We start from the raw sequence: 20,829 nt of genomic DNA, 5'->3' as shown, positions 1-20,829 counted from the left end.
CATACATTTTATAGAAACACATCTTACTTTTACAAACAAACATTTTTCACAAGATGACATTATCAGAAAAAGACAGCCAGTATCTTTGGCATCCTTATACACAACATAAAACAGCAGCAGTTCCTATAGCAATCTCTAGAGGAGAAGGCGCACTACTTTGGGACGAAAATAATAAAGAATATATAGATGCAATTGCCTCTTGGTGGGTAAATCCTTTTGGACATAGTAATCGGTTTATTGCTGATGCTATTTACAAACAGTTAACTACTCTAGAGCACGTTTTGTTTGGTGGATTTACGCATGAGCCAGCAATTGTTCTTGCTGAAAGATTAATCGAAATTTTACCCAAAAACCAACAGAAAATTTTCTTTTCAGATAATGGTTCTACGGCAGTAGAAGTTGGGATAAAAGTGGCTTTACAATATTTCTTCAATAAAGGAGAAAAACGTACTACGATTATTGCTTTTGAAAACGCTTTTCATGGAGATACATTTGCTGCAATGGCTGCAAGCGGAATTTCATTTTATACACAAGCTTTTCAAGGAATGTTTATAGATGTGGTTCGAATTCCTGTACCTGTAAAAGGGCAAGAACAAGAAAGTTTTGATGCATTACGAGCAGTAATAAAAGAGAAGAATTGTGCAGGGTTCATTTTTGAACCATTAGTGCAAGGAGCAGCCGGAATGGTTATGTATGAGCCAGAAGCATTAGCTACTTTAATTCAGATTTGTAAAGAAAATAATGTTCTTACAATTGCCGATGAAGTTATGACAGGTTTTGGTAAAACAGGTAAAACATTTGCAATGGATTATCTAGATGAAAAACCGGATATGATGTGTCTTTCAAAAGCGCTTACTGGAGGAACAATCCCAATGGCGATTACCACTTTTACTCAAGAAGTTTTTGATGCTTTTTATGATGATGATATTAATAAAGCATTGTTTCATGGACATACTTTTACAGCCAATCCTACAGGATGTGCAGCGGCTTTAGCAAGTATAGATTTATTGCAAACGCAAGAAATGCAAAACAATATTGCACGTGTAAATAAGAGCCATTTAAATTTTCAGAATAAAATAAAAAATCACTCGAGTGTTTTAACAACCAGAGTTTTAGGTGTTATTTTTGCATTAGAAATTAAATCTGATTCAGAAGAAAGTTATTACGGATCGATGAGAACAAAGCTTTATAATTTCTTTATTGATAAAGGGGTTATTCTTAGGCCAGTGGGGAATATAGTTTACATATTACCTCCTTATATTATTAGTGACGAGCAACTAGAAAAAGTATACTCAATTATAGAAGAAGCTATAGAGATGGTACAAGCATAGGTACTATAATCTATTCTTCGCTCACTTTATTTATTACAGTTAAATTAATTATTTTGAACATAAACAAAATCGCGATTACTGCCTTTTCTTCTATTTCGCCTTTAGGAAACAATCCAAAAGACGTTTGGGAAAATTATTTAAGTAACAAACATTGTTTTACTTTGCAACAATTGGACAAACAAGAAACTCCAGTTGCAGCACTTGATGCAGATTCGAAACAAATTGTAGATCAGGTTCGTAATTCTGATATTAAATATAAATTTTTAGATAACAGTGTTTTGTTTGCTCTAGCAGCATCACGACAGGCGATAAAAAATTCTGGATGGAATTCAGAATCTGTTTTTGGAATTAATATTGGTTCTTCACGTGGAGCAACCGATTTATTCGAAAAGCATTTTCAGGAATATTTAGAAACTGGAAAGGCACAGACATTGGCCTCGCCAACAACTACACTAGGGAATATATCGTCTTGGATAGCACATGATTTGCAGAGTTCAGGGCCAGAAATATCACATTCTATTACTTGCTCAACAGCATTACATGCTTTATTAAATGGTGTTGCATGGTTAAGAGCAGGAATGGTCGATAAGTTTTTGGTGGGTGGTAGCGAAGCTCCGTTGACTGATTTTACAATTGCACAAATGCGAGCTTTAAAAATTTACTCTCGAGCAGATTTAAATACTGATAAGTGGCCAAATCTTGCATTTGACTTGGATAAGACTCAAAACACAATGGTTTTGGGTGAGGGAGCAGCAGTTTGTTGCCTTGAATCTGGAGAGAAAGAGAATGCGATTGCTTATATTACAGGAGTAGGATATGCTACAGAAGTTTTGGAGCATAATATATCTATTTCGGCAGAAGCAACTTGTTTTCAAAAGTCAATGAAAATGGCTTTAAAAGGTATAAACCCTGAAGACGTAGATGTAATTGTAATGCATGCGCCAGGGACTATAAAGGGAGATTTAACAGAATATAAAGCAATCCAAAAAGTCTTTGATTCTAAGTTTCCTTTGTTGACTACTAATAAATGGAAGATTGGTCATACTTTTGGTGCTTCGGGAATCTTGAGTGTAGAAATGGCAATTTTAATGATGCAACATAATACGTTTATTGGAGTCCCTTTTACCGAAGAGAAACAACAAACGAAACCAATAAAGAAGGTTTTGATTAATGCAGTAGGTTTTGGAGGAAATGCCGTGAGTATTCTAATAGAAAAAGCATAATAAAATAGGCTATCATTTTTTGGTAGCCTATTTGTTTTTATAATGTTTTCCGTCTTGAAATGGTAATACTCTTTAAGTAATTTTGTTCTTTTGTAGACTAGAGAATTACTTTGTTTCGGCTTCTAACTCTTTTACTTTTTCATATACCATATTACTTTCGTAGCCACGGCGTAGGATGTAATCACAAAACTTTTTACGCTTTTTAAGTTGATTATTCTCGTGTAAACTATTCCAATATTTTTGAGTTAGATTTTCAAAAGTTTCCAGATATTCATCATTGTCAATTCCCGCAAGGGCAAGATTAATATTGGTAGAAGTTATATGACGGGCTTTGAGTTCGTTTACAATTCTAATTTTTCCCCATTGTTTTATACGATGTTTTCCCTGAGCATAACTACAAGCAAATCGTGTTTCATTAAGAAAGTTGTCTGTAATGAGTTGTACAATAATAGCGTCTATTTCGTCTGAGGTCATTTTTAGACTATACAATTTTGAAATTACTTCATCATGACAGCGTTCTTGGTAAGCGCAAAAATGTTCTAATTTTTGTAGTGCTTCTTTAGGGGTACAGTCCGATTTCATATAGCCTAGTGTAATTTTAGTATTGAATAAAGAACAAATGTAAAGCTTTAATTTTTTTCTGAGGCCCGTTGTGACTTTTAAGCCTATTTTAGAATTTATTTGCTTAAAAAGGGAATTTACGTACAATTTTCTGGGATATATACTGTAGTGATAAATAGATTTAATTGTAAGGTATTAGTATCTAGTTTGTTAAAAATTTATTAAGAATATAATTTTAGTCGATGTAAAGCATGTCAATATGAATAAAATTTGAGGACTTTTCATTTTTTTTTCATTAAATTTAGTAACGCGTTTTTTAATTATCTTTATATTAGGGCGTTATGTGGTTTTTGATTCTTCTTTTGAGAAAATGTCATACAATTGATATTGTCGCTTTTTCAATAGTACTAATGAACATCGCAAAGAGCTAATTGTCTTTATATTATTAAAACCTACTTTTATGAGACTAAAATTATCTTTTTTTTTCATTTTCACTTGTATCTATTCTTGGTCCCAAACTACTAATACTTTTTCAACAAGTGGTTCGTTTACAGTTCCAGCAGGTTTGACTTTATTAACAGCAGAATGTTGGGGTGCCGGAGGATCTGGTTCCGGCACTAGCACTAGTACTTCAGCAGGAGGAGGAGGAGGAGGAGGTTATAGTGTAGCTTCTATTTCTGTGACCCCCAATAGTTCAATTTCTTATGTTGTAGGTACAGGAACCTTAGGTGCTAATGGAATAGGAGTTAGTGGTACTGCATCTAGTTTTTCAACCGTATCTGCTAATGGTGGAGCTGGAGGAGGAAACTCGGGTGCTGGAGGTCTCGGAGGCGTTGGAACAACTTTTTCTGGAGGAAAAGGGTCTAACGGAAGTCTTGTACTTGGATTAATATTTTCAGGAGGAGGAGGAGGAAGTGCAGGTACGGCTATAAAAGGAAATGATGGGAATAATGGTTCTGGAGGACTTGCTGTTGCAGGTGGAGGTGGAGGTGGTAATGGAGCAACTTTAGCAGGTGCGGGATCTACTGGGATTGTACCAGGTGGAGGTGGAGGTGGAGGTTTGGTTTTATTGGGAATAGGTACTAATAAAGGCGGAAATGGAGCAAATGGAGAGATAAAAATAACTTACACCTGTCCTAGTTACAGTTTTACAGGGATATCAGCTTCCAATATATGTACTTCAGTTGGTAGCACATCTACAATAACATTAAATTCAAGTGCTGCATCATTGCCTGTAGGTAATTATGTAGTCACATATAATACAAATAATCCAAATGCTACTGGCTTGACAGCTAATATGGTGGTTAATGGTGCAGGAATGGGAACTTTTACAGCTACTGGTTTAGTAACAGCGGGTTCTAGTACTATAACAATTACCAAGATTACTTCAGGAACTTGCTCTTCGACTATAATTAGTAATAATACGGTTGTAGTTACAGTATCACTTCCGTCTGTAGGGGGAACTGTGAGCGGAGGTACTACTATTTGTTCAGGAAGTCCGAGTGGTTTGTTAACATTGGGTGGGCATACCGGATCAGTTGTAAAATGGCAGTACGCGATTAGTCCATTTTCTTCATGGATAGATATAGCTAATACTACTAATGCAACTTATACTTCGGGGGGATTAACAGCTACTACTGAGTTTAGAGCCATTGTTCAAAGTGGAACTTGTGTCACAGCAACTTCTGCCGTAACTACGGTAACGGTAAATCCATTGCCAACAATATCGGCATCATCATCGGCTACGAATGTTTGTTTTAGTGCGAGTACTCAAAATACGAGTTTAAGCTATAGTGCAATTGGAGAAATTCCGACTACATATAGTATTGTTTGGAATGCATCTCCTTCAAATAGTTTTGTAGCGATTAACAATGTTGTGTTACCAGCTTCTCCAATACCAATTGCTGTACCAGCTAATACTTCAGGTGGGACTTACACTGGTACATTAACAGTTAAAAATGCAAATGGATGTATTAGTTCTGGTACGCCTTTTACGGTTACGGTAAATCCTTTGCCAACAATAACAGCATCAGCCTCGACGGCCAATGTTTGTTTAAGTGCAAGTTCTCAAAATACGAGTTTAAGTTATAGTGCTACTACAGGAACACCAACTACGTATAGTATTGTTTGGAACGCTTCGCCAACTAATAGTTTTGTAGCAGTTACAAACGCATCATTGCCCGCAAGTCCGATAACAATTGCAGTTCCAGCCAACACTGCAGTTGGTACTTATACGGGAACATTGACTGTAACTAATGCAAATGGATGTATTAGTTCAGGTACACCTTTTACGGTTACGGTAAATCCTTTACCAACAATAACGGCATCAGCTTCGACAGCCAATGTTTGTTTTAGTGCGGGTGCCCAAAATACGAGTTTAGCATATAGTGCTACTACAGGAGTACCAACTACGTATAGTATTGTTTGGAACGCTTCGCCAACTAATAGTTTTGTAGCAGTTACAAACGCATCATTGCCCGCAAGTCCGATAACAATTGCAGTTCCAGCCAACACTGCGGTTGGTACTTATACCGGAACATTAAGAGTTACTAATGCAAATGGATGTATTAGTTCGGGCACGCCTTTTACAGTTACAGTAAATCCTTTACCAACAATAACGGCATCAGCTTCGACAGCCAATGTTTGTTTTAGTGCGAGTGTTCAAAATACGAGTTTAAGTTATAGTGCTACTACAGGAATACCAACTACGTATAGCATTGTTTGGAACGCTTCACCTAGTAATAGTTTTGTAGCAGTTACAAACGCATCATTGCCAGCAAGTCCGATAACAATTGCAGTTCCAGCCAACACTGCAGTTGGTACTTATACCGGAACATTAAGAGTTACTAATGCAAATGGATGTATTAGTTCTGGCACGCCTTTTACGGTAACAATTAATGCTTTACCTACGATTACTACAGCAGGAGTTGTAGGGCAAGTTTGTTCAAGTTCAAGTTTACAAAATACGACAATAGCATACACTGCAACTGGAGGGACTCCTACAGGATATAGCATTGATTGGGATGCTACTGCGAATGCAAATTTCTTAGCAGATCAACTTAATACCTCTTTTAGTTTTTTACCAACTGGAGGAAATATAAATACAATAGTAATCCCTGCAAATACTGTCGCGGGAACTTATTCGGGAATAATGACAATCACGAATGGTATTTGTACTAATGTACAAGCAGTGTCTGTGACGATTAATTCAACAATGCCTCCAGTAATAGGATTGGTTACATCTCTAACATGTGATGTTTCTTATGGGAGTGTTGCTTTAAGTGGTCTGCCTTCAGGTAATTGGTCAATAGTAACTAATCCAGTCACGGTTACCACAACCGGTTCTGGAGCTAATACCGTTATTACCAATCTTGCGCCCAATACCTATACTTTTAGGGTAAGCAATTCAGTTACTGGTTGTACATCTGTGGCTTCGGCAACTGCTACAGTTGGAGGTATAGTGACTAATTATTGGGATGGTTCTGAATGGACAAGCAATACCCCTACTATAAATCAGAATATTGTTTTTGGAGGAAATTATAATTCTCAAGCAGGAAGTGGAGGTGATTTAAACGGATGTACATGTCAGGTGAATTCTGGTGTAAAGGTTGTTTTCAATTCCGGAGCTACATTGTCTATCGTAAAAGCGGTTAATGTAAGTACAGCAGTAGGTACTAGTTTAACCTTTATGAATAATGCAAGTTTGTTTCAAAAAAACAATGTTTCTAATTCTGGCAATGTCATTTATAAACGTACATCGACCGCTATGAATGCATTGGATTATAGTTATTGGTCCTCTCCAGTATCTGGACAAAAATTTAATTTACTATCACCCAATTCAGATCCTCAGAAGTTATATTCATACAATAGTGGTTGGATATCTGAGGCACCAACTAATACTATGAAAATAGGTAAAGGATACATTATTCGGGTTCCAAGAGTTGGTACATGGCCAAATGGTGAGGTGGTTACTTATCCCTATTCACAGCCCGTTTCGTTTGTGGGTACCCCTAATAATGGAAATATTACAGGAGAAACAATTACAGTATTAGATGACTCTTATTTAATAGGTAATCCATATCCTTCGGCAATTGATGCGAAAGCTTTTCTAACAGCAAATAAGCTTATTTTAGAAGGGACGTTATATTTTTGGACACATAACACACCTATTGCTTACGATGGAGCTTTTGAAAAAATTTATACTGCAAATGATTATGCTGTTTACAATTTTACTGGAGGAACGGCAACATCTGCGGCATTAAACCCTGGAATTAATAATGCTGTTCCATTAGGTTTAATAGCTTCGGGACAGTCTTTTTTTGCTTACAGTATAGCTTCAAGTGGTACTATTGTTTTTAATAATGATATGAGGGTAGTGGGAAATAATGCACAGTTTTTTAGATCTTCTAAAGAAACCAAAGAAACGGTGACTAAAGAAGCTCGCTTATGGTTGAATTTAAAAAATACGAATGGTTTTTTTAAACAAGTTCTTATTGGATATATTGATGGAGCAACTAATGAATTTGAAAGTAAATTTGACGGAACTAAATTTGATGTAGAGCAAATGGCAGATTTATACAGTATAGTTTCAGATAGAAAATTAACAATTCAAGGGCGTGCGTTACCTTTTGATGTAAATGATAAGGTTGTGTTGGGGTATAGTTCGGAAATCAATGATAATTATACTATCGCAATTGATCGTTCTGATGGACTGTTGGCAAATCAAGATGTTTATTTAGAGGACAAGACATTAGGTACAATACATAATTTGACACAAACAGGTTATACTTTTTCAACAGCAATAGGGACTTTTGATGATAGATTTACATTGTTCTATTCAAATAAAACATTGGGTACAGCTGAACTGGATACTTCTAAAAAATCAATTTCGGTAGTTGTCGAAAATCAAGAAATTAAAGTAAATGGATTTGACCAAAAGATTGATGAGGTTTTCATTTACGATATGTCAGGTAGATTGATTTATAAGAAAGAAAAAATAGAAAACTCTAAATTGATTATAGAAAATTTAAAATCGAGTAATCAGATTTTATTAGTAAAAGTTATTCTTGATGATAATCGTACAGAAACCAAGAAAGTGATTTTTTAATAGTGTAAGATATTATTTCTAAATCATTTGAAGAAAGACAAATGATTTTCTGAAATGAAAAATCCCCATCAAATTTTAATTCGATGGGGATTTTATATATCGTCTAATTATGATTATTTAGATTTACCTGAAGCTTCTAAGTTTCTTTCGATAGCATGTCCAGGTCTAGACCATTTTGGTTTTTCACCAAGTGGTGCATATTGTGAATCCTCTGCTTCTACAGTTTCAGGTTGAGAAATTTTAGTAAAAGGTTTTTGAGGAATCAATCCTAATAAGTCAAACATTTTCATGTCTTCATGTACATCAGGATTTGGAGTGGTAAGTAATTTATCACCTGCAAAGATTGAATTGGCTCCAGCAAAAAAGCACATTGCCTGTCCTTCGCGACTCATATTAGTTCTTCCAGCCGATAAACGTACTTGAGTTTCTGGCATAATGATTCTAGTTGTAGCAACCATACGAATCATTTCCCAAATTTCAACTGGTTTCTCTTCTTCCATTGGAGTTCCTTCTACAGCAACTAGCGCATTAATTGGCACCGATTCTGGTTGAGGGTTTAAAGTTGAAAGCGCAACTAACATTCCTGCACGATCTTCGACGCTTTCTCCCATACCGATAATTCCTCCGCTACAAACAGTAACATTGGTTTTACGAACATTCTCGATAGTTTGTAAACGATCTTCGAAACCACGAGTCGAAATAACCTCTTTATAATATTCTTCAGATGTATCTAAGTTGTGATTGTAAGCGTATAGACCAGCTTCGGCCAAACGATGTGCTTGGTTTTCAGTTATCATACCAAGAGTACAACATACTTCCATGTCTAGTTTGTTAATGGTACGAACCATTTCTAGAACTTGGTCAAATTCAGGGCCATCTTTTACGTTTCTCCAAGCAGCTCCCATGCATACACGAGATGAACCACCAGATTTTGCACGTAAAGCTTGAGCTTTTACTTGGCTAACCGACATTAAGTCATTTCCTTCTACTCCAGTATGGTAACGTGCAGCTTGAGGGCAATAACCACAATCTTCTGGGCAACCACCAGTTTTGATAGATAACAAAGTAGATACCTGAACTACATTCGGATCATGATTTACTCTGTGAATTGATGCTGCTTCATAAAGCAAATCCATCATTGGTTTATTATATATAGCGATAATCTCGTCTTTCGTCCAATTGTGTTTTGTACTATTCATCTATGCGATTTTTTGATGCTCCAAAAGTAGTTAAATTGTTCTAATGAATCAATGTACTATTCTGTAAAATAAATTGCAGCATTTAAATTCCAGACTGTTAAAAGTTTTTGTAATTATATTTCAAGACATGAGTTTTGAATGCATGTTTGCAATTAAATCTCAAAAACAATAATTTATTCTTTTGAAATCTATCTATTTGTTGAGGATTTTTTTTTAACCAGTTACGAAAAAAAAGATCAATCGGCAGCATATTTATTATTCCAATACAGCATTAATAGCATGGTTACCACCACCGAAGAGGCAATACCTTCAAATAATAAACAGATACAATAAGTGGGTACAGAAGGATTGCCACCAAACATAAAAGTAGCAGATAAGGTTTTTACATAAGCATCTCCACCTTTGGCATAACTGTAAATAAGTAATCCAAGGATGCTCAGACAAACACCAATTACAGATGTCGTCATAGCCGAAATGGCATTAGATACAGCATTGGTTTCTCCTTCGGCAAGATTCATTTTAATAGTTCTGTTTACTCCATAAACTACAAAAGCTACGTTAAGTGCACGTAGGTAAAGTATGTGAGCAAGACCTAAAACATTCATTAATAAAAAATAAACACCGATGCCAAGGAATATGAGAATTCCGTTGTGCAATTCTTTTGAAAGTTTCATAACGATAATTTTAAGAAGTTAGTAGTATTTAATTGATATACAGCACAATGCTTATCAAATTTACTAAAAAAATCACTACGTTGTCATTATGAATGCAACAAAAATAATAGTCGGGTTAGAGTTTATTTATAAAATCTAAAGTTGTTGTTTTATCTTTCTCTAATTGTTCTTTTAAAAGAGCTACAGAGCCAAATTTTTGTTCTTCACGAATGTATTGTAATAATGAAACTGCAATTTCTAAATCGTAAATATCTTCATTAAAATCTAAGAAATGAATTTCGATAGATTGAGCTTGACCACCTACAGTTGGGTTAAGACCAATATTCATCATTCCATAAACTACTTTTTCATTAATCGTAGATTTTACAATATAAACTCCATTTTTAGGAATCAACTTGTATTCTTCTTCAATTTTAAGATTAGCCGTTGGAAAGCCTATGGTTCTGCCTAGTTGTTTTCCTTTTACAACAGTACCGGTTAAGAAATAGTCATAATCTAAATATTCATTAGCCAAATTCATGTCGCCCTCGGTTAATGCCTTTCTAATTTTTGTAGAACTAACAGATACATCTTTAATTTCTTGTGCCGAAATTTGCTCTACTTCAAAGCCGTATTGCTCACCAAAGGCTATAAGATCATTAATATCAGCCGTTCTATTTCTTCCAAAGCGATGATCGTGACCGATGATTATTTTCTGGATATGAAATTGATCTACTAAAATAGAATTTACAAACTCTTCGGCAGTTAATCTTGAGAAACTTTCGTTAAAAGGGTGAATTACAAGATTTTCTATTCCTGTTTTCTCAAGGAGATTTGTTTTTTCGGCAATAGTATTCAGCAATTTGATTTCTGATTTCTCCTGCAAAACCATTCGAGGATGAGGGAAAAAAGTAAGAACTAAACTCTCATATTTTCCGTCTTGGGTATTTTGAGTAATCTTTTCAAGTATTTTTTTATGGCCAATATGAACACCATCAAAGGTGCCAAGAGTTAATATTGTTTTCTTGGTAGACCGAAAATCGTTTATAGAATGAAAGAGCTTCAAAGCAAATAGTTTAAGATGTTGCAAATTTATACTATCTATTTTAAATCTAATAGTAAGGGAATTGAATTTTTATAATGTTGTTAATGATTTAGTGAAAATACCCTTTATTTGACGGTTTTATGTAATTACTTGACGATTAAATAATTTTATTATATTTAATTGAATTAATTTTGAGCTATTAATATTTCTTAACATGAAAAAAACTATACTTCTTTTGTTAATTGCACTTTGTTCAGCCCAAATTAAGGCGCAAAGCAATGAAATGTGGGAAAAAGTTAGTCAAAGTTCTGCTTTAACTACGGCGAAGGGGAATTTAAATTCTCAAGATGGAGAAAAGAGTATTTATAAGCTAAATGAAGTTTTTTTAAGAGAAAAACTCACAAGTACATTGCTTAATACAGCTAAGAAAAATACAGTCGAGATCACTATTCCGAATATTGATGGGGATTTTGAAAAATATACAGTTTGGGAATCGTCAAATTTTGATCCGCAATTGCAGGACAAATATCCAGATATTAGAGCCTATGAAGGAGTAAGTAATAAGGATAAAAAAGCAAGGATACATTTTAGTGTTTCTCCTGCGGGTATTCAAACAATGGTTTTACGAGCAGCTAATGCTTCAGAATTTATAGAGCCTGTAGAGGCAAGTCCAGGTGAATATGTTTTGTTTACTGCCAAAAACAGAGATAATGCGAGTTTACCATTACTATGTGATACAAAAGATGTAGCACTTAATCAAGAGTTAAAATCTAACACAGCAAAATTAACAGCAAATAATAAAGTATTTAAAACTTTGCGATTAGCATTGTCTTGTACAGGAGAGTATACTGCTTTTTATGGTGGTACTGTAGGAGGTGCATTAGCTGGAATGAATGCTACGATGACAAGAGTTAATGGGGTTTTTAATAAAGACTTGGCTCTAAAATTAATTCTAATTGCAAATAATGAAACTCTTATTTATACAAATGCTACAACAGATCCTTATTCGAATGCTTCAGAAGGAGTTAAAGGAAAGTGGAATCAAGAGCTTCAGGCTAATTTAACGAATAGTATTGGTGAAAATGCGTATGATATAGGCCATTTATTTGGAGCTTCAGGAGGCGGAGGTGATGCAGGATGCATAGGTTGCGTTTGTGTAGATTCGTTGAAAGGAAGTGGTTTTACTTCTCCATCAGATAGAAAGCCACAAGGAGATAATTTTGATATTGATTTTGTGGCACACGAAATGGGACATCAATTGGGAGCAAGCCATACCTATTCATATGTTATTGAGGGCACTGGTGTAAATGTAGAACCTGCGAGCGGTACTACAATTATGGGATACGCAGGAGTAATAATTGCAGAAGAGTTTAATATTCAAGATCATTCAGACGATTACTTTGCTTATGCTAGTATTTTGCAGATTCAAAATAACTTAGCTAGAAAATCATGCCCAATAAGTATACCATTAACAAATAATCCACCTACGATTGATGCAGGGCCCGATTATACAATTCCATTTGGTACTGCTTTTGTTTTAAAAGGAACAGGATCAGATAGTAATGGAAATACAATTACCTATTGTTGGGAACAAAATGATTCGGCATCATCATCTTTATCATCAGGAGGATTTAGTGTAGCTAAGCCTGATAAGCCAGATGGGCCTTTGTTTAGGTCTTTTTCGCCAGTAAGTACCCCTATTCGATATATGCCAAGTTTAGATATTGTTCTTTCAGGAAATGTAAGAAGCATATGGGAGTCAGTTCCATCAATTGCACGAACATTACACTTTACTTTAACAGGTCGTGATAATGCGGCGATGGGAACAGCACAAACAAATACAGATGAGGTGATTGTTAATGTAAATGGTAGCGTAGGGCCATTTGTTGTGACTTCTCAAAATAAAGAGGATACTGCATGGTTACATGGAACGAGTCAGATAATTACTTGGGATGTAGCAAAAACGAATACATTGGCTGGTTCTACAAGCGTAAATATAAAACTATCAACAGATGGAGGTTTGACATTTCCGATTGTCTTAGTTTCCAATACACCAAACGATGGATCTCAAACAATTAGCGTTCCATTAGATATAACTGCTACAGATTGCAGAATCTTAATAGAACCTACTGCTAATATTTATTACGCAGTAAATAGTAAATCATTTGCAATTGGATATAGAGTTGAATCTTCCTGTGTTTCATATCCTGTTAATGCTGGATTTGCAATTCCTAATGCAGCATCTTACACAGCGAGAACAATAAATGTTCCGGCAGATTTAGGAACTGTTTCAGATGTAACTGTTTCAGTAGGATTAACACACGCAAGATTCTCTGATGTTGAAATGCAATTAGTAAACCCTCAAGGAACAATAGTGCGATTATTTAATAGAAGTTGTACAGATGGAACAGGAAGTTTAGTGCTTAAATATGATGATGCAGGACAGGCTTTAGATTGCTCTATAACTACCTCACAAACGATAACTCCAGCAGATTTATTAAGTGTCTTTAATAATCAAGATTCAAAAGGAACTTGGATATTCAAAGTTAGAGACGCATTTTCAGGGAGAGATGGTAGGTTAGATTCAGCTTCGATAGAAATTTGCACAAAAAAATACACCTTACAAACAGATGTTATTGTTGAAATAAAAGAACTTACAGTTTCTCCTAATCCTAATAAAGGAGACTTTGATATTGCTTTTAGAAGTGAATCAAATGAGGGAGTAAGGGTTTTTATTTATAATAATTTAGGTAGAGAGGTTTATCAAAATACATTTGAAAGTATGGCAAACTTTAAACAAAATATTCAGTTGAAAAACCAAGTAGCTCCTGGAGTTTATTTCTTAGCTGTTTATGATGGGGACAGAAAAATGGTAAAGAAAGTTGTTTTCGAATAGCAGTAAAAGCCCCTTATGAATGCGCCATTGCCATACAAACGATGCTAATTTTTATACCAGGTATTTTTAGTAATGCGCGGGAACATGCCTCTAGTGTTGCGCCTGTTGTAATTACATCATCGATGAGTAAAATATGCTTATTATGATCTGCATCAGTAAAAGAAACATCAAATATTTCTGCTAATCCTTCGGATCTTCCTAAAAGGGTTTTTTTAGATTGCGTTTTGGAATATCTGGTTCTAAATAATATAGTTTCATTGTAATCAATGTTTAATCCTTCGGAAAGAGCTTGTCCAAAAGTAGTTACTTGATTATAGCCTCTTTCATTGAATTTTTTTCGATGCAAAGGCACAGGGATTATTATATCAAAAGGGGTGTCTAGTTCTAAATCTTTTAAATCTTCAACATACCATTGTCCAAGAAGCGTACCTATATTTTGATAGCCTTTGTATTTTAAATTATGGATGAGGTCCTGAACAATTCCTTTTTTATTAAAAAAAAGAAATGCAGAAACATGTTCTACTTCAATTTTTCCATAAAACTTTTTAAAAGCTTCATTTTTTGGGTTTAAATAATATTGGGTAAGAGGCATTTCATGTCTACAAATGGTACAAATTATAATTTCATTTGCCATTAAAAAAGAGTGACATCCAGCACACGCTTTTGGAAAAAATAGGTTAATAATGTAATTAAACATAAATAGAGAGAATTTATTTACAAAAATAAGCAAATCAATCGTTCAATCTTTGTTATTTTTCTTTTTTATACAAGTACTTTTTATATTTTTGCATCACTATGGCAAAACAAGACGATTTATTTAAGAATGTAGTTTCGCACGCAAAAGAGTACGGATTTATTTTTCCGTCAAGCGAAATATACGATGGTTTAAGTGCAGTATATGATTACGCGCAAAACGGAGTAGAATTAAAGAAAAATATCCGTGAATATTGGTGGAAATCAATGGTTCAGATGAATGAAAATATTGTAGGACTCGATGCTGCAATATTAATGCATCCTACAACTTGGAAAGCTTCAGGTCACGTTGATGCCTTTAATGATCCATTAATTGACAATAAAGATTCTAAAAAAAGATATAGAGCCGACGTTCTAGTAGAAGATTATGCTGAAAAGCTAAATCTAAAAGCTAAAAAAGAAATCGAAAAAGCGAGTGCTCGTTTTGGAGATGCATTCAATGAGCAGGAATTTGTGACTACAAATACCAGAGTAATTGAATATTTGGCAAAAGAAAAAGAAATTAGAGAACGTCTAGGACGCTCTTTAGGCAACGGAGATTTAGAAGATGTTAAAGCTTTAATCGAAGAACTAGAAATTGCAGATCCAGAAACTGGATCTAGAAACTGGACAGATGTAAAGCAATTCAACTTAATGTTTGGTACTAAATTAGGTGCATCTGCAGAATCTGCAATGGATCTATATTTACGTCCAGAAACAGCGCAAGGTATTTTTGTGAATTTCTTGAATGTACAAAAATCAGGACGAATGAAAGTTCCTTTTGGTATTGCGCAAACTGGAAAAGCGTTTAGAAATGAAATTGTTGCAAGACAGTTTATTTTCCGTATGCGTGAGTTTGAACAAATGGAAATGCAATTTTTTGTACGTCCAGGAGAAGAAATGCAATGGTACGAACACTGGAAAACGACACGTTTAAACTGGCACTTATCTTTAGGATTAGGAAAAGAAAACTACCGTTTTCATGATCACGAAAAGTTAGCGCATTATGCTAATGCAGCTGCCGATATTGAGTTTAATTTCCCTTTTGGTTTCAAAGAATTAGAAGGAATTCATTCTCGTACTGATTTTGATTTAAAAGCACACGAGCAATTTTCTGGTAGAAAATTACAGTATTTTGATGCTGAGTTAAACCAAAATTATGTTCCTTATGTTGTAGAAACTTCAGTAGGATTAGACAGAATGTTCTTGGCAGTTTTTGCTACTTCATTAAAAGAAGAAACATTAGAAGATGGTTCAACAAGAACAGTCTTAAAATTACCAGCAGTTCTAGCACCAACAAAAGCAGCAGTTTTACCATTGGTAAAGAAAGATGGATTACCAGAAATCTCTAAAAAAATAATTGAAGATTTAAAATGGGATTTCAATGTTTCTTATGATGAAAAGGATGCAGTAGGAAGACGTTATAGAAGACAAGATGCTTTGGGAACTCCTTTCTGTATTACAGTAGATCATCAAACTATCGAAGATCAAACAGTAACCATTCGTCATAGAGATACGATGAAACAAGACCGTGTTGCTATAGCAGATTTAAGATCGATTATAGAAGACGAAGTGTCTATGAAAAATTGGTTAATGAAAATGTAATAATAATGCGCATTGTTTTGTTTGTTAATTAGTTATATAAAAAAGCTTCTCATTTGAGAAGCTTTTTTTGTTTACAAAGGTTTGTTTTCTATCATAAAAAATAGGAACACTTTATTGTAATAGATTTTACCTAATGTATTTCGTCGGATATATTTGCACTTCGTCCTAGTGCGTTAACATTTGTTTAAAATGTATCAACAATAAAATGTTTAAAAAAAGGAAAATATGTAATTTTAATCACTTAATGAAAATCAAGCATAATATTCTTCTTTTAAGTTCTGTATAAGAGAATAAATTTAAATACCATCATTTTACTTACTAATAAACAATACCACTAATAAACTAAAGCATTGAAAAATTATTTATACATTATTATTGATGATAATCAAGAAAGTGTTCTGAAAACCAAGGAAGTAGCCGATAGTTTTTCAGAACTAATTTTTGTTGCTAGTGCAAATACATATAAACAAGGATTAAATTTAGTTTTAGAGCACAATCCTAATCTTATATTTCTAGAAATTGATCCCGATGACAAGACTAGTAATCTATCATTGATGTTTATTAATGAACTATATCATTATTTGCGAATTGTTCCCAAAATTATAATTACAACAACTAAAAAAGATCTTGCATTTGATGCAATTAAGTATGGAGTAATGGATTATTTACTCAAACCTTTAAAACGAGCTGATTTGCTCAAAACGATGTTGAAATTGGATTTACCTAATCATGAGGTAAATTTAATAAGTAATGAAACAGTTCCCGATTATAAAGGAGCTCTACAGACAGATGTAATAGAACTACAAAAAATTAATCAAGGTTTAATGCTATGCGTTAAGTCATACGGAGATTATCGATACATTCAAGCAAATGATATAACGTATATACAAGCAGATAATAATTCTACAGATATTTATTTGAACACAGGCGAAATGATAACTGCTTTTAAAACCTTAAAGTACTTTGAGGCTATTTTATTGCATCCATTTATACGAATACACAACAGTTATATTATTAACAGAAACCACATTGCGAGAATACATACTGGGAATTCAGTATGTTACATAAAACACTCTACAAAAAAGCTTCCGTTTTCTAAGACTTATAAAAGAAACGTAGAGATAATAATTACCGAATTTGCTAATGGGAACTATATAGAAGTCTAAAAACTAAGTATTTACACGTATTTGACCTACGTACACTACCATTTGGTGGCATTCCACCATATATGGCTTTTTATTGATTTGAAAAGGAGATAACAGTACTAATTTTACATCATGATTTAGCAATAAGCGGTCAATAAAATGTAAAAAAACACTAACAATAAAAATCCCAAATCATGAAAAAGTCATTCACATCAATCGCATTATTTTCTTTAGTAGTATTAGCAACTTCTTTTACTACACCAGAAGTTTCTAACCAATCAGATTCATTCGGTTTAGATATATTTACAGATGGAAATCAATCAGCTGGAGGAGGAAGAAAACAAGATTTCCGTATCCCTACTGATGGAAATCAATCATCTGGAGGAGGAAGAAAACAAGATGTTTATAGTGCAGGTGATCAGGTAGCTATCAGCTTAGGTACTTTTAGCAACAGTAACCAATCTACTGGAAATAGTAGAAAAATAGACTAAATTAAAATTTTAATTTAATAATAAAGCTGTCAATTTTTTTGGCAGCTTTTTTTGTGTCTATAGTTTTAGTATTTTTGATAAAATTCGAAAATACTTTTGAGAAAAAACTACCTTATATTACTCTTACTATTTGTCGTTTTGTCTGGCTGTACCAGCAAAAGTATCAATGATAATGATACAACTTCAGCTATAGATAGTTTACCCATTTATTTATCGTTGGCCAACGATATTAACGTGCCGTTTAAATCCCAACAGAGCTACAACAAGAAAGCATTCAACATAATTATAAATCAGAAAGATGATTCCCTTAATAAAGTAAATTTATTTAAAGTCGCTAACCGATACTATAATATGGGAGATTGGTTAGCTTTTAAGGAAACTTCAAAATTAATTTTAGAAAGATCCAAAAATAGTAATGATTCAATATCTATAGGGAAAGCATATACCTATTTAGGAGATTACTATAGTTTTAAGACAATTTCCGATAGTGCTTTCTTAAACTATTTCAAGGCAGAGAAAGTTTATCTTCGAATTGATGATAAATATAATTTGGCCAAAACATTTTTAAGTAAGGCAAATTTACAATTCGGAGAAGGAGATTTTTTTGAAAGTGAGATTACAGTTTTTAAAACCTTAAGAATTTTAAAGCAACAAAAAAATGTAAATGATTTATTTTATGAATCCTATAACCTTTTAGGAATTTTGTATAATGAAAGAGAAGAGTATAGTAAAGCGTTAGAATTTCATAACAAAGCTTTAACTACTCTTAATGATAAATTAATCTCATCTGATCTTCAACTAAAAGCGACTTCACTTAATAATATTGGTTTTGTATATGTTCGGATGAATGATTACAAACGAGCTCAATTTTTTTTTAATAAAGGTTTGGAAGAAAAAAACCTTTTTAAAGAAAAGACTATATTATATGCCATGTTGTTGGATAATTTGGCCTATTCTAAGTTTAAATTAAAAGAATCAGAAGGACTTCCAGAGCTGTTTTATAATGCTTTAAAGATTAGAGATAGCTTGGGGTTGGATTCAGGAATAATATTAAATAAGATACACTTGTCTGAGTTTTTTGCATATAAAAATGACACTTTAAATGCAGTGAAATATTCTAAAGAAGCGCTTGATTTATCTAGAAATTCAAATAGATTAAGGAATACTCTAGAGTCTCTTAAGCAGATAGCTTTGGTTGATCCTGCAAATGCTTCGGCCTATTCTAAAGAGTATATTCAGATAAATGAAAGAGTACAAAAGGCAGAAAGAAAGATGGGAGAGAAATTTTCTCGAATAGAATATGAGACCAATGAAATAAAAGATAAGAATACGAGTTTAAATATTCAAAATAGAACATTGATATATGTTTTTAGTATTTGTGCTTTACTAGGATTCTTCTTTTATGTTTATATGGCGCAAAAAAACAAAAATAGAGAGCTACTTTTTAAGCAACAACAGCAGGTTGCTAATGAGGATATTTATAATCTGATGATTTCGCAACAAAATGCTATTGAGACAATAAGGTTAAAAGAAAAGAAAAAGGTTGCTCAAGATTTACATGATGGAATTTTAGGTAGAATGTTTGGGGTTAGGATAAGTCTGGATAGTTTGGATAAAATTGATGATGAAACTGTACCTGCGAAGCGTAAAAAATATTTAGCAGATTTAAGAGAAATTGAACAAGATATTCGTGAAATCTCACATGATTTAAATAAAGAAAAATCGGATTTGATTAATAATTTTGTTGTCATTCTTAACAAATTATTGGAGAATCAAAAAAACACTTTTGATTCAGAATTGATTTCAAGTATTGATTCAAGCATTAGATGGGATTTGGTGAGTAACTCGATTAAAATAAATTTATACAGAATTATTCAAGAAGCATTGCAAAATTGTAACAAATATGCAGATGCAAAAACAATAAAAATTGAGCTTAAAAATGAAGTGAATTACTTGTTTTTAGTAATAGCTGATGACGGTGTAGGGTTTAATGTAAACAAAGCTAAAAAGGGAATTGGGTTGCAAAATATTTTGTACCGAACAAATGAATGCAACGGAACTATTGATATTAAATCTAATAAAATAGAAGGAACTAGTATAGTAATTAAAATACCGATTGATCAAAAAATAAACCTACATAATAATGACAATTGATAAAACCTCTGAAGAGAAAATTAAGAATAATATACTAATAGTCGATGACCATCCTTTTATAATCGAAGGGTACAAAAATGCAATTACAAGATACAAACCTGATGAGTATGAATTTTTAATCACTCAGGCCAAAGATTGTAAGTCGGGATATGACATTATCGTAGATCCTGCAATAGCCAGTTTTGATATAGCCTTTTTAGACATAAGTATGCCCGCTTATGAAGAAAAGGAAATATATTCGGGAGAAGATTTGGCTAAGCTTATTATGGAACATATGCCCCACTGTAAAATAATATTGCTGACAATGTATACCGAATTACTCAAAATAAAAACGATTATTAGGACTATAAAGCCTAAAGGATTAATTATAAAAAACGACTTAACATTTGATGAATTGCTGTTTGCTTTTGATAAAGTGATGAAAGACAATACATATTATAGTCAGTCGGTTATAGAAATGTTAGAAGAATCTCCAAAAGACTCGATAGAAATTGATCAGCTAGATGAGCAGATTCTTTTTCATTTATCAAAAGGAACCAAGACAGACGAAATTCCACATTATATTCCAATCTCTTTAAAAGCAACTATTAGAAGAATTGATAATCTGAAAGGACTATTAAACGTAAGCCAAGGAACAGATGATGATTTGGTTAAAGAAGCCCGTATTAAAGGGCTTTTATAAAATAC

The 20,829-nt window shown here is 33.4% G+C and carries 14 protein-coding genes; 9 read left to right on the top strand and 5 right to left on the bottom strand.

Annotation, left to right across the window (positions count from 1 at the left end):
- Positions 1-53: 53 nt before the first annotated feature.
- Positions 54-1,331: an adenosylmethionine--8-amino-7-oxononanoate transaminase gene (bioA, locus tag QWY99_RS19560; protein ID WP_290267393.1), complete on the top strand. Its 1,278-nt coding sequence runs from the start codon at positions 54-56 to the stop codon at positions 1,329-1,331.
- A 53-nt stretch (positions 1,332-1,384) separates the two neighbouring features.
- Positions 1,385-2,554: a beta-ketoacyl synthase N-terminal-like domain-containing protein gene (locus QWY99_RS19555; protein WP_290267392.1), complete on the top strand. Its 1,170-nt coding sequence runs from the start codon at positions 1,385-1,387 to the stop codon at positions 2,552-2,554.
- Between the two features lie 105 nt (positions 2,555-2,659).
- On the opposite strand, the gene QWY99_RS19550 is transcribed toward QWY99_RS19555, so the two are convergent.
- Complete coding sequence (locus QWY99_RS19550) at positions 2,660-3,136, bottom strand: regulatory protein RecX (protein ID WP_290267391.1); 477 nt, start codon at positions 3,134-3,136, stop codon at positions 2,660-2,662.
- Between the two features lie 439 nt (positions 3,137-3,575).
- Between QWY99_RS19550 and QWY99_RS19545 the strand changes: the two genes are divergently transcribed.
- The gene (locus QWY99_RS19545; RefSeq protein WP_290267390.1) at positions 3,576-8,222 is read left to right on the top strand and encodes a DUF8693 domain-containing protein; all 4,647 of its coding nucleotides are present in this window, start codon (positions 3,576-3,578) and stop codon (positions 8,220-8,222) included.
- 113 nt (positions 8,223-8,335) lie between these two features.
- Here the strand turns inward: QWY99_RS19545 and bioB are convergent, their stop codons facing one another.
- The 3 genes from bioB to QWY99_RS19530 all read right to left on the bottom strand — a co-directional run bounded on the left by bioB (position 8,336) and on the right by QWY99_RS19530 (position 11,140).
- Entirely contained in the window at positions 8,336-9,421 is a 1,086-nt protein-coding gene (gene bioB / locus QWY99_RS19540; protein WP_290267389.1) for a biotin synthase BioB, read from the bottom strand.
- Between the two features lie 236 nt (positions 9,422-9,657).
- A complete protein-coding gene (locus QWY99_RS19535) occupies positions 9,658-10,095 on the bottom strand; it encodes a hypothetical protein (protein WP_290267388.1) in 438 nt (145 codons plus the stop codon).
- Between the two features lie 115 nt (positions 10,096-10,210).
- On the bottom strand, positions 10,211-11,140 hold the full coding sequence (locus QWY99_RS19530; RefSeq protein ID WP_290267387.1) for a bifunctional riboflavin kinase/FAD synthetase: 930 nt from the start codon (positions 11,138-11,140) through the stop codon (positions 10,211-10,213).
- A 193-nt stretch (positions 11,141-11,333) separates the two neighbouring features.
- On the opposite strand from QWY99_RS19530, the gene QWY99_RS19525 reads away from it, so the two are divergent.
- Positions 11,334-14,015: a reprolysin-like metallopeptidase gene (locus QWY99_RS19525; RefSeq protein ID WP_290267386.1), complete on the top strand. Its 2,682-nt coding sequence runs from the start codon at positions 11,334-11,336 to the stop codon at positions 14,013-14,015.
- A gap of 13 nt (positions 14,016-14,028) precedes the next feature.
- Here QWY99_RS19525 and QWY99_RS19520 read toward each other — a convergent pair whose 3' ends face one another.
- Complete coding sequence (locus tag QWY99_RS19520) at positions 14,029-14,712, bottom strand: ComF family protein (protein ID WP_290267385.1); 684 nt, start codon at positions 14,710-14,712, stop codon at positions 14,029-14,031.
- 98 nt (positions 14,713-14,810) lie between these two features.
- Here QWY99_RS19520 and QWY99_RS19515 point away from each other — a divergent pair, with 98 nt between their 5' ends.
- The 5 genes from QWY99_RS19515 (at position 14,811) to QWY99_RS19495 (ending at position 20,824) form a co-directional block, all read left to right on the top strand.
- Positions 14,811-16,352, top strand: coding sequence for a glycine--tRNA ligase (locus QWY99_RS19515; protein WP_290267384.1), 1,542 nt, complete (start codon positions 14,811-14,813; stop codon positions 16,350-16,352).
- Between the two features lie 350 nt (positions 16,353-16,702).
- Positions 16,703-17,518 carry a LytR/AlgR family response regulator transcription factor gene (locus QWY99_RS19510; protein WP_290267383.1) on the top strand — a complete coding sequence of 272 codons (816 nt, stop codon included), beginning with the start codon at positions 16,703-16,705 and terminating at the stop codon, positions 17,516-17,518.
- Between the two features lie 173 nt (positions 17,519-17,691).
- Entirely contained in the window at positions 17,692-17,988 is a 297-nt protein-coding gene (locus tag QWY99_RS19505) for a hypothetical protein (RefSeq protein WP_290267382.1), read from the top strand.
- Positions 17,989-18,084: 96 nt separating this feature from the next.
- Positions 18,085-20,142 carry an ATP-binding protein gene (locus QWY99_RS19500; protein WP_290267381.1) on the top strand — a complete coding sequence of 686 codons (2,058 nt, stop codon included), beginning with the start codon at positions 18,085-18,087 and terminating at the stop codon, positions 20,140-20,142.
- A complete protein-coding gene (locus QWY99_RS19495; protein ID WP_290267380.1) occupies positions 20,132-20,824 on the top strand; it encodes a response regulator in 693 nt (230 codons plus the stop codon). The genes QWY99_RS19500 and QWY99_RS19495 overlap by 11 nt, the downstream gene beginning before the upstream one ends.
- Positions 20,825-20,829: the final 5 nt, after the last annotated feature.

Source organism: Flavobacterium branchiarum, assembly GCF_030409845.1.
GTDB classification, from domain to species: domain Bacteria; phylum Bacteroidota; class Bacteroidia; order Flavobacteriales; family Flavobacteriaceae; genus Flavobacterium; species Flavobacterium branchiarum.
The sequence above is the reverse complement of the archived record's forward strand: the minus strand, read 5'-3'. Positions and strand labels throughout refer to the sequence as shown.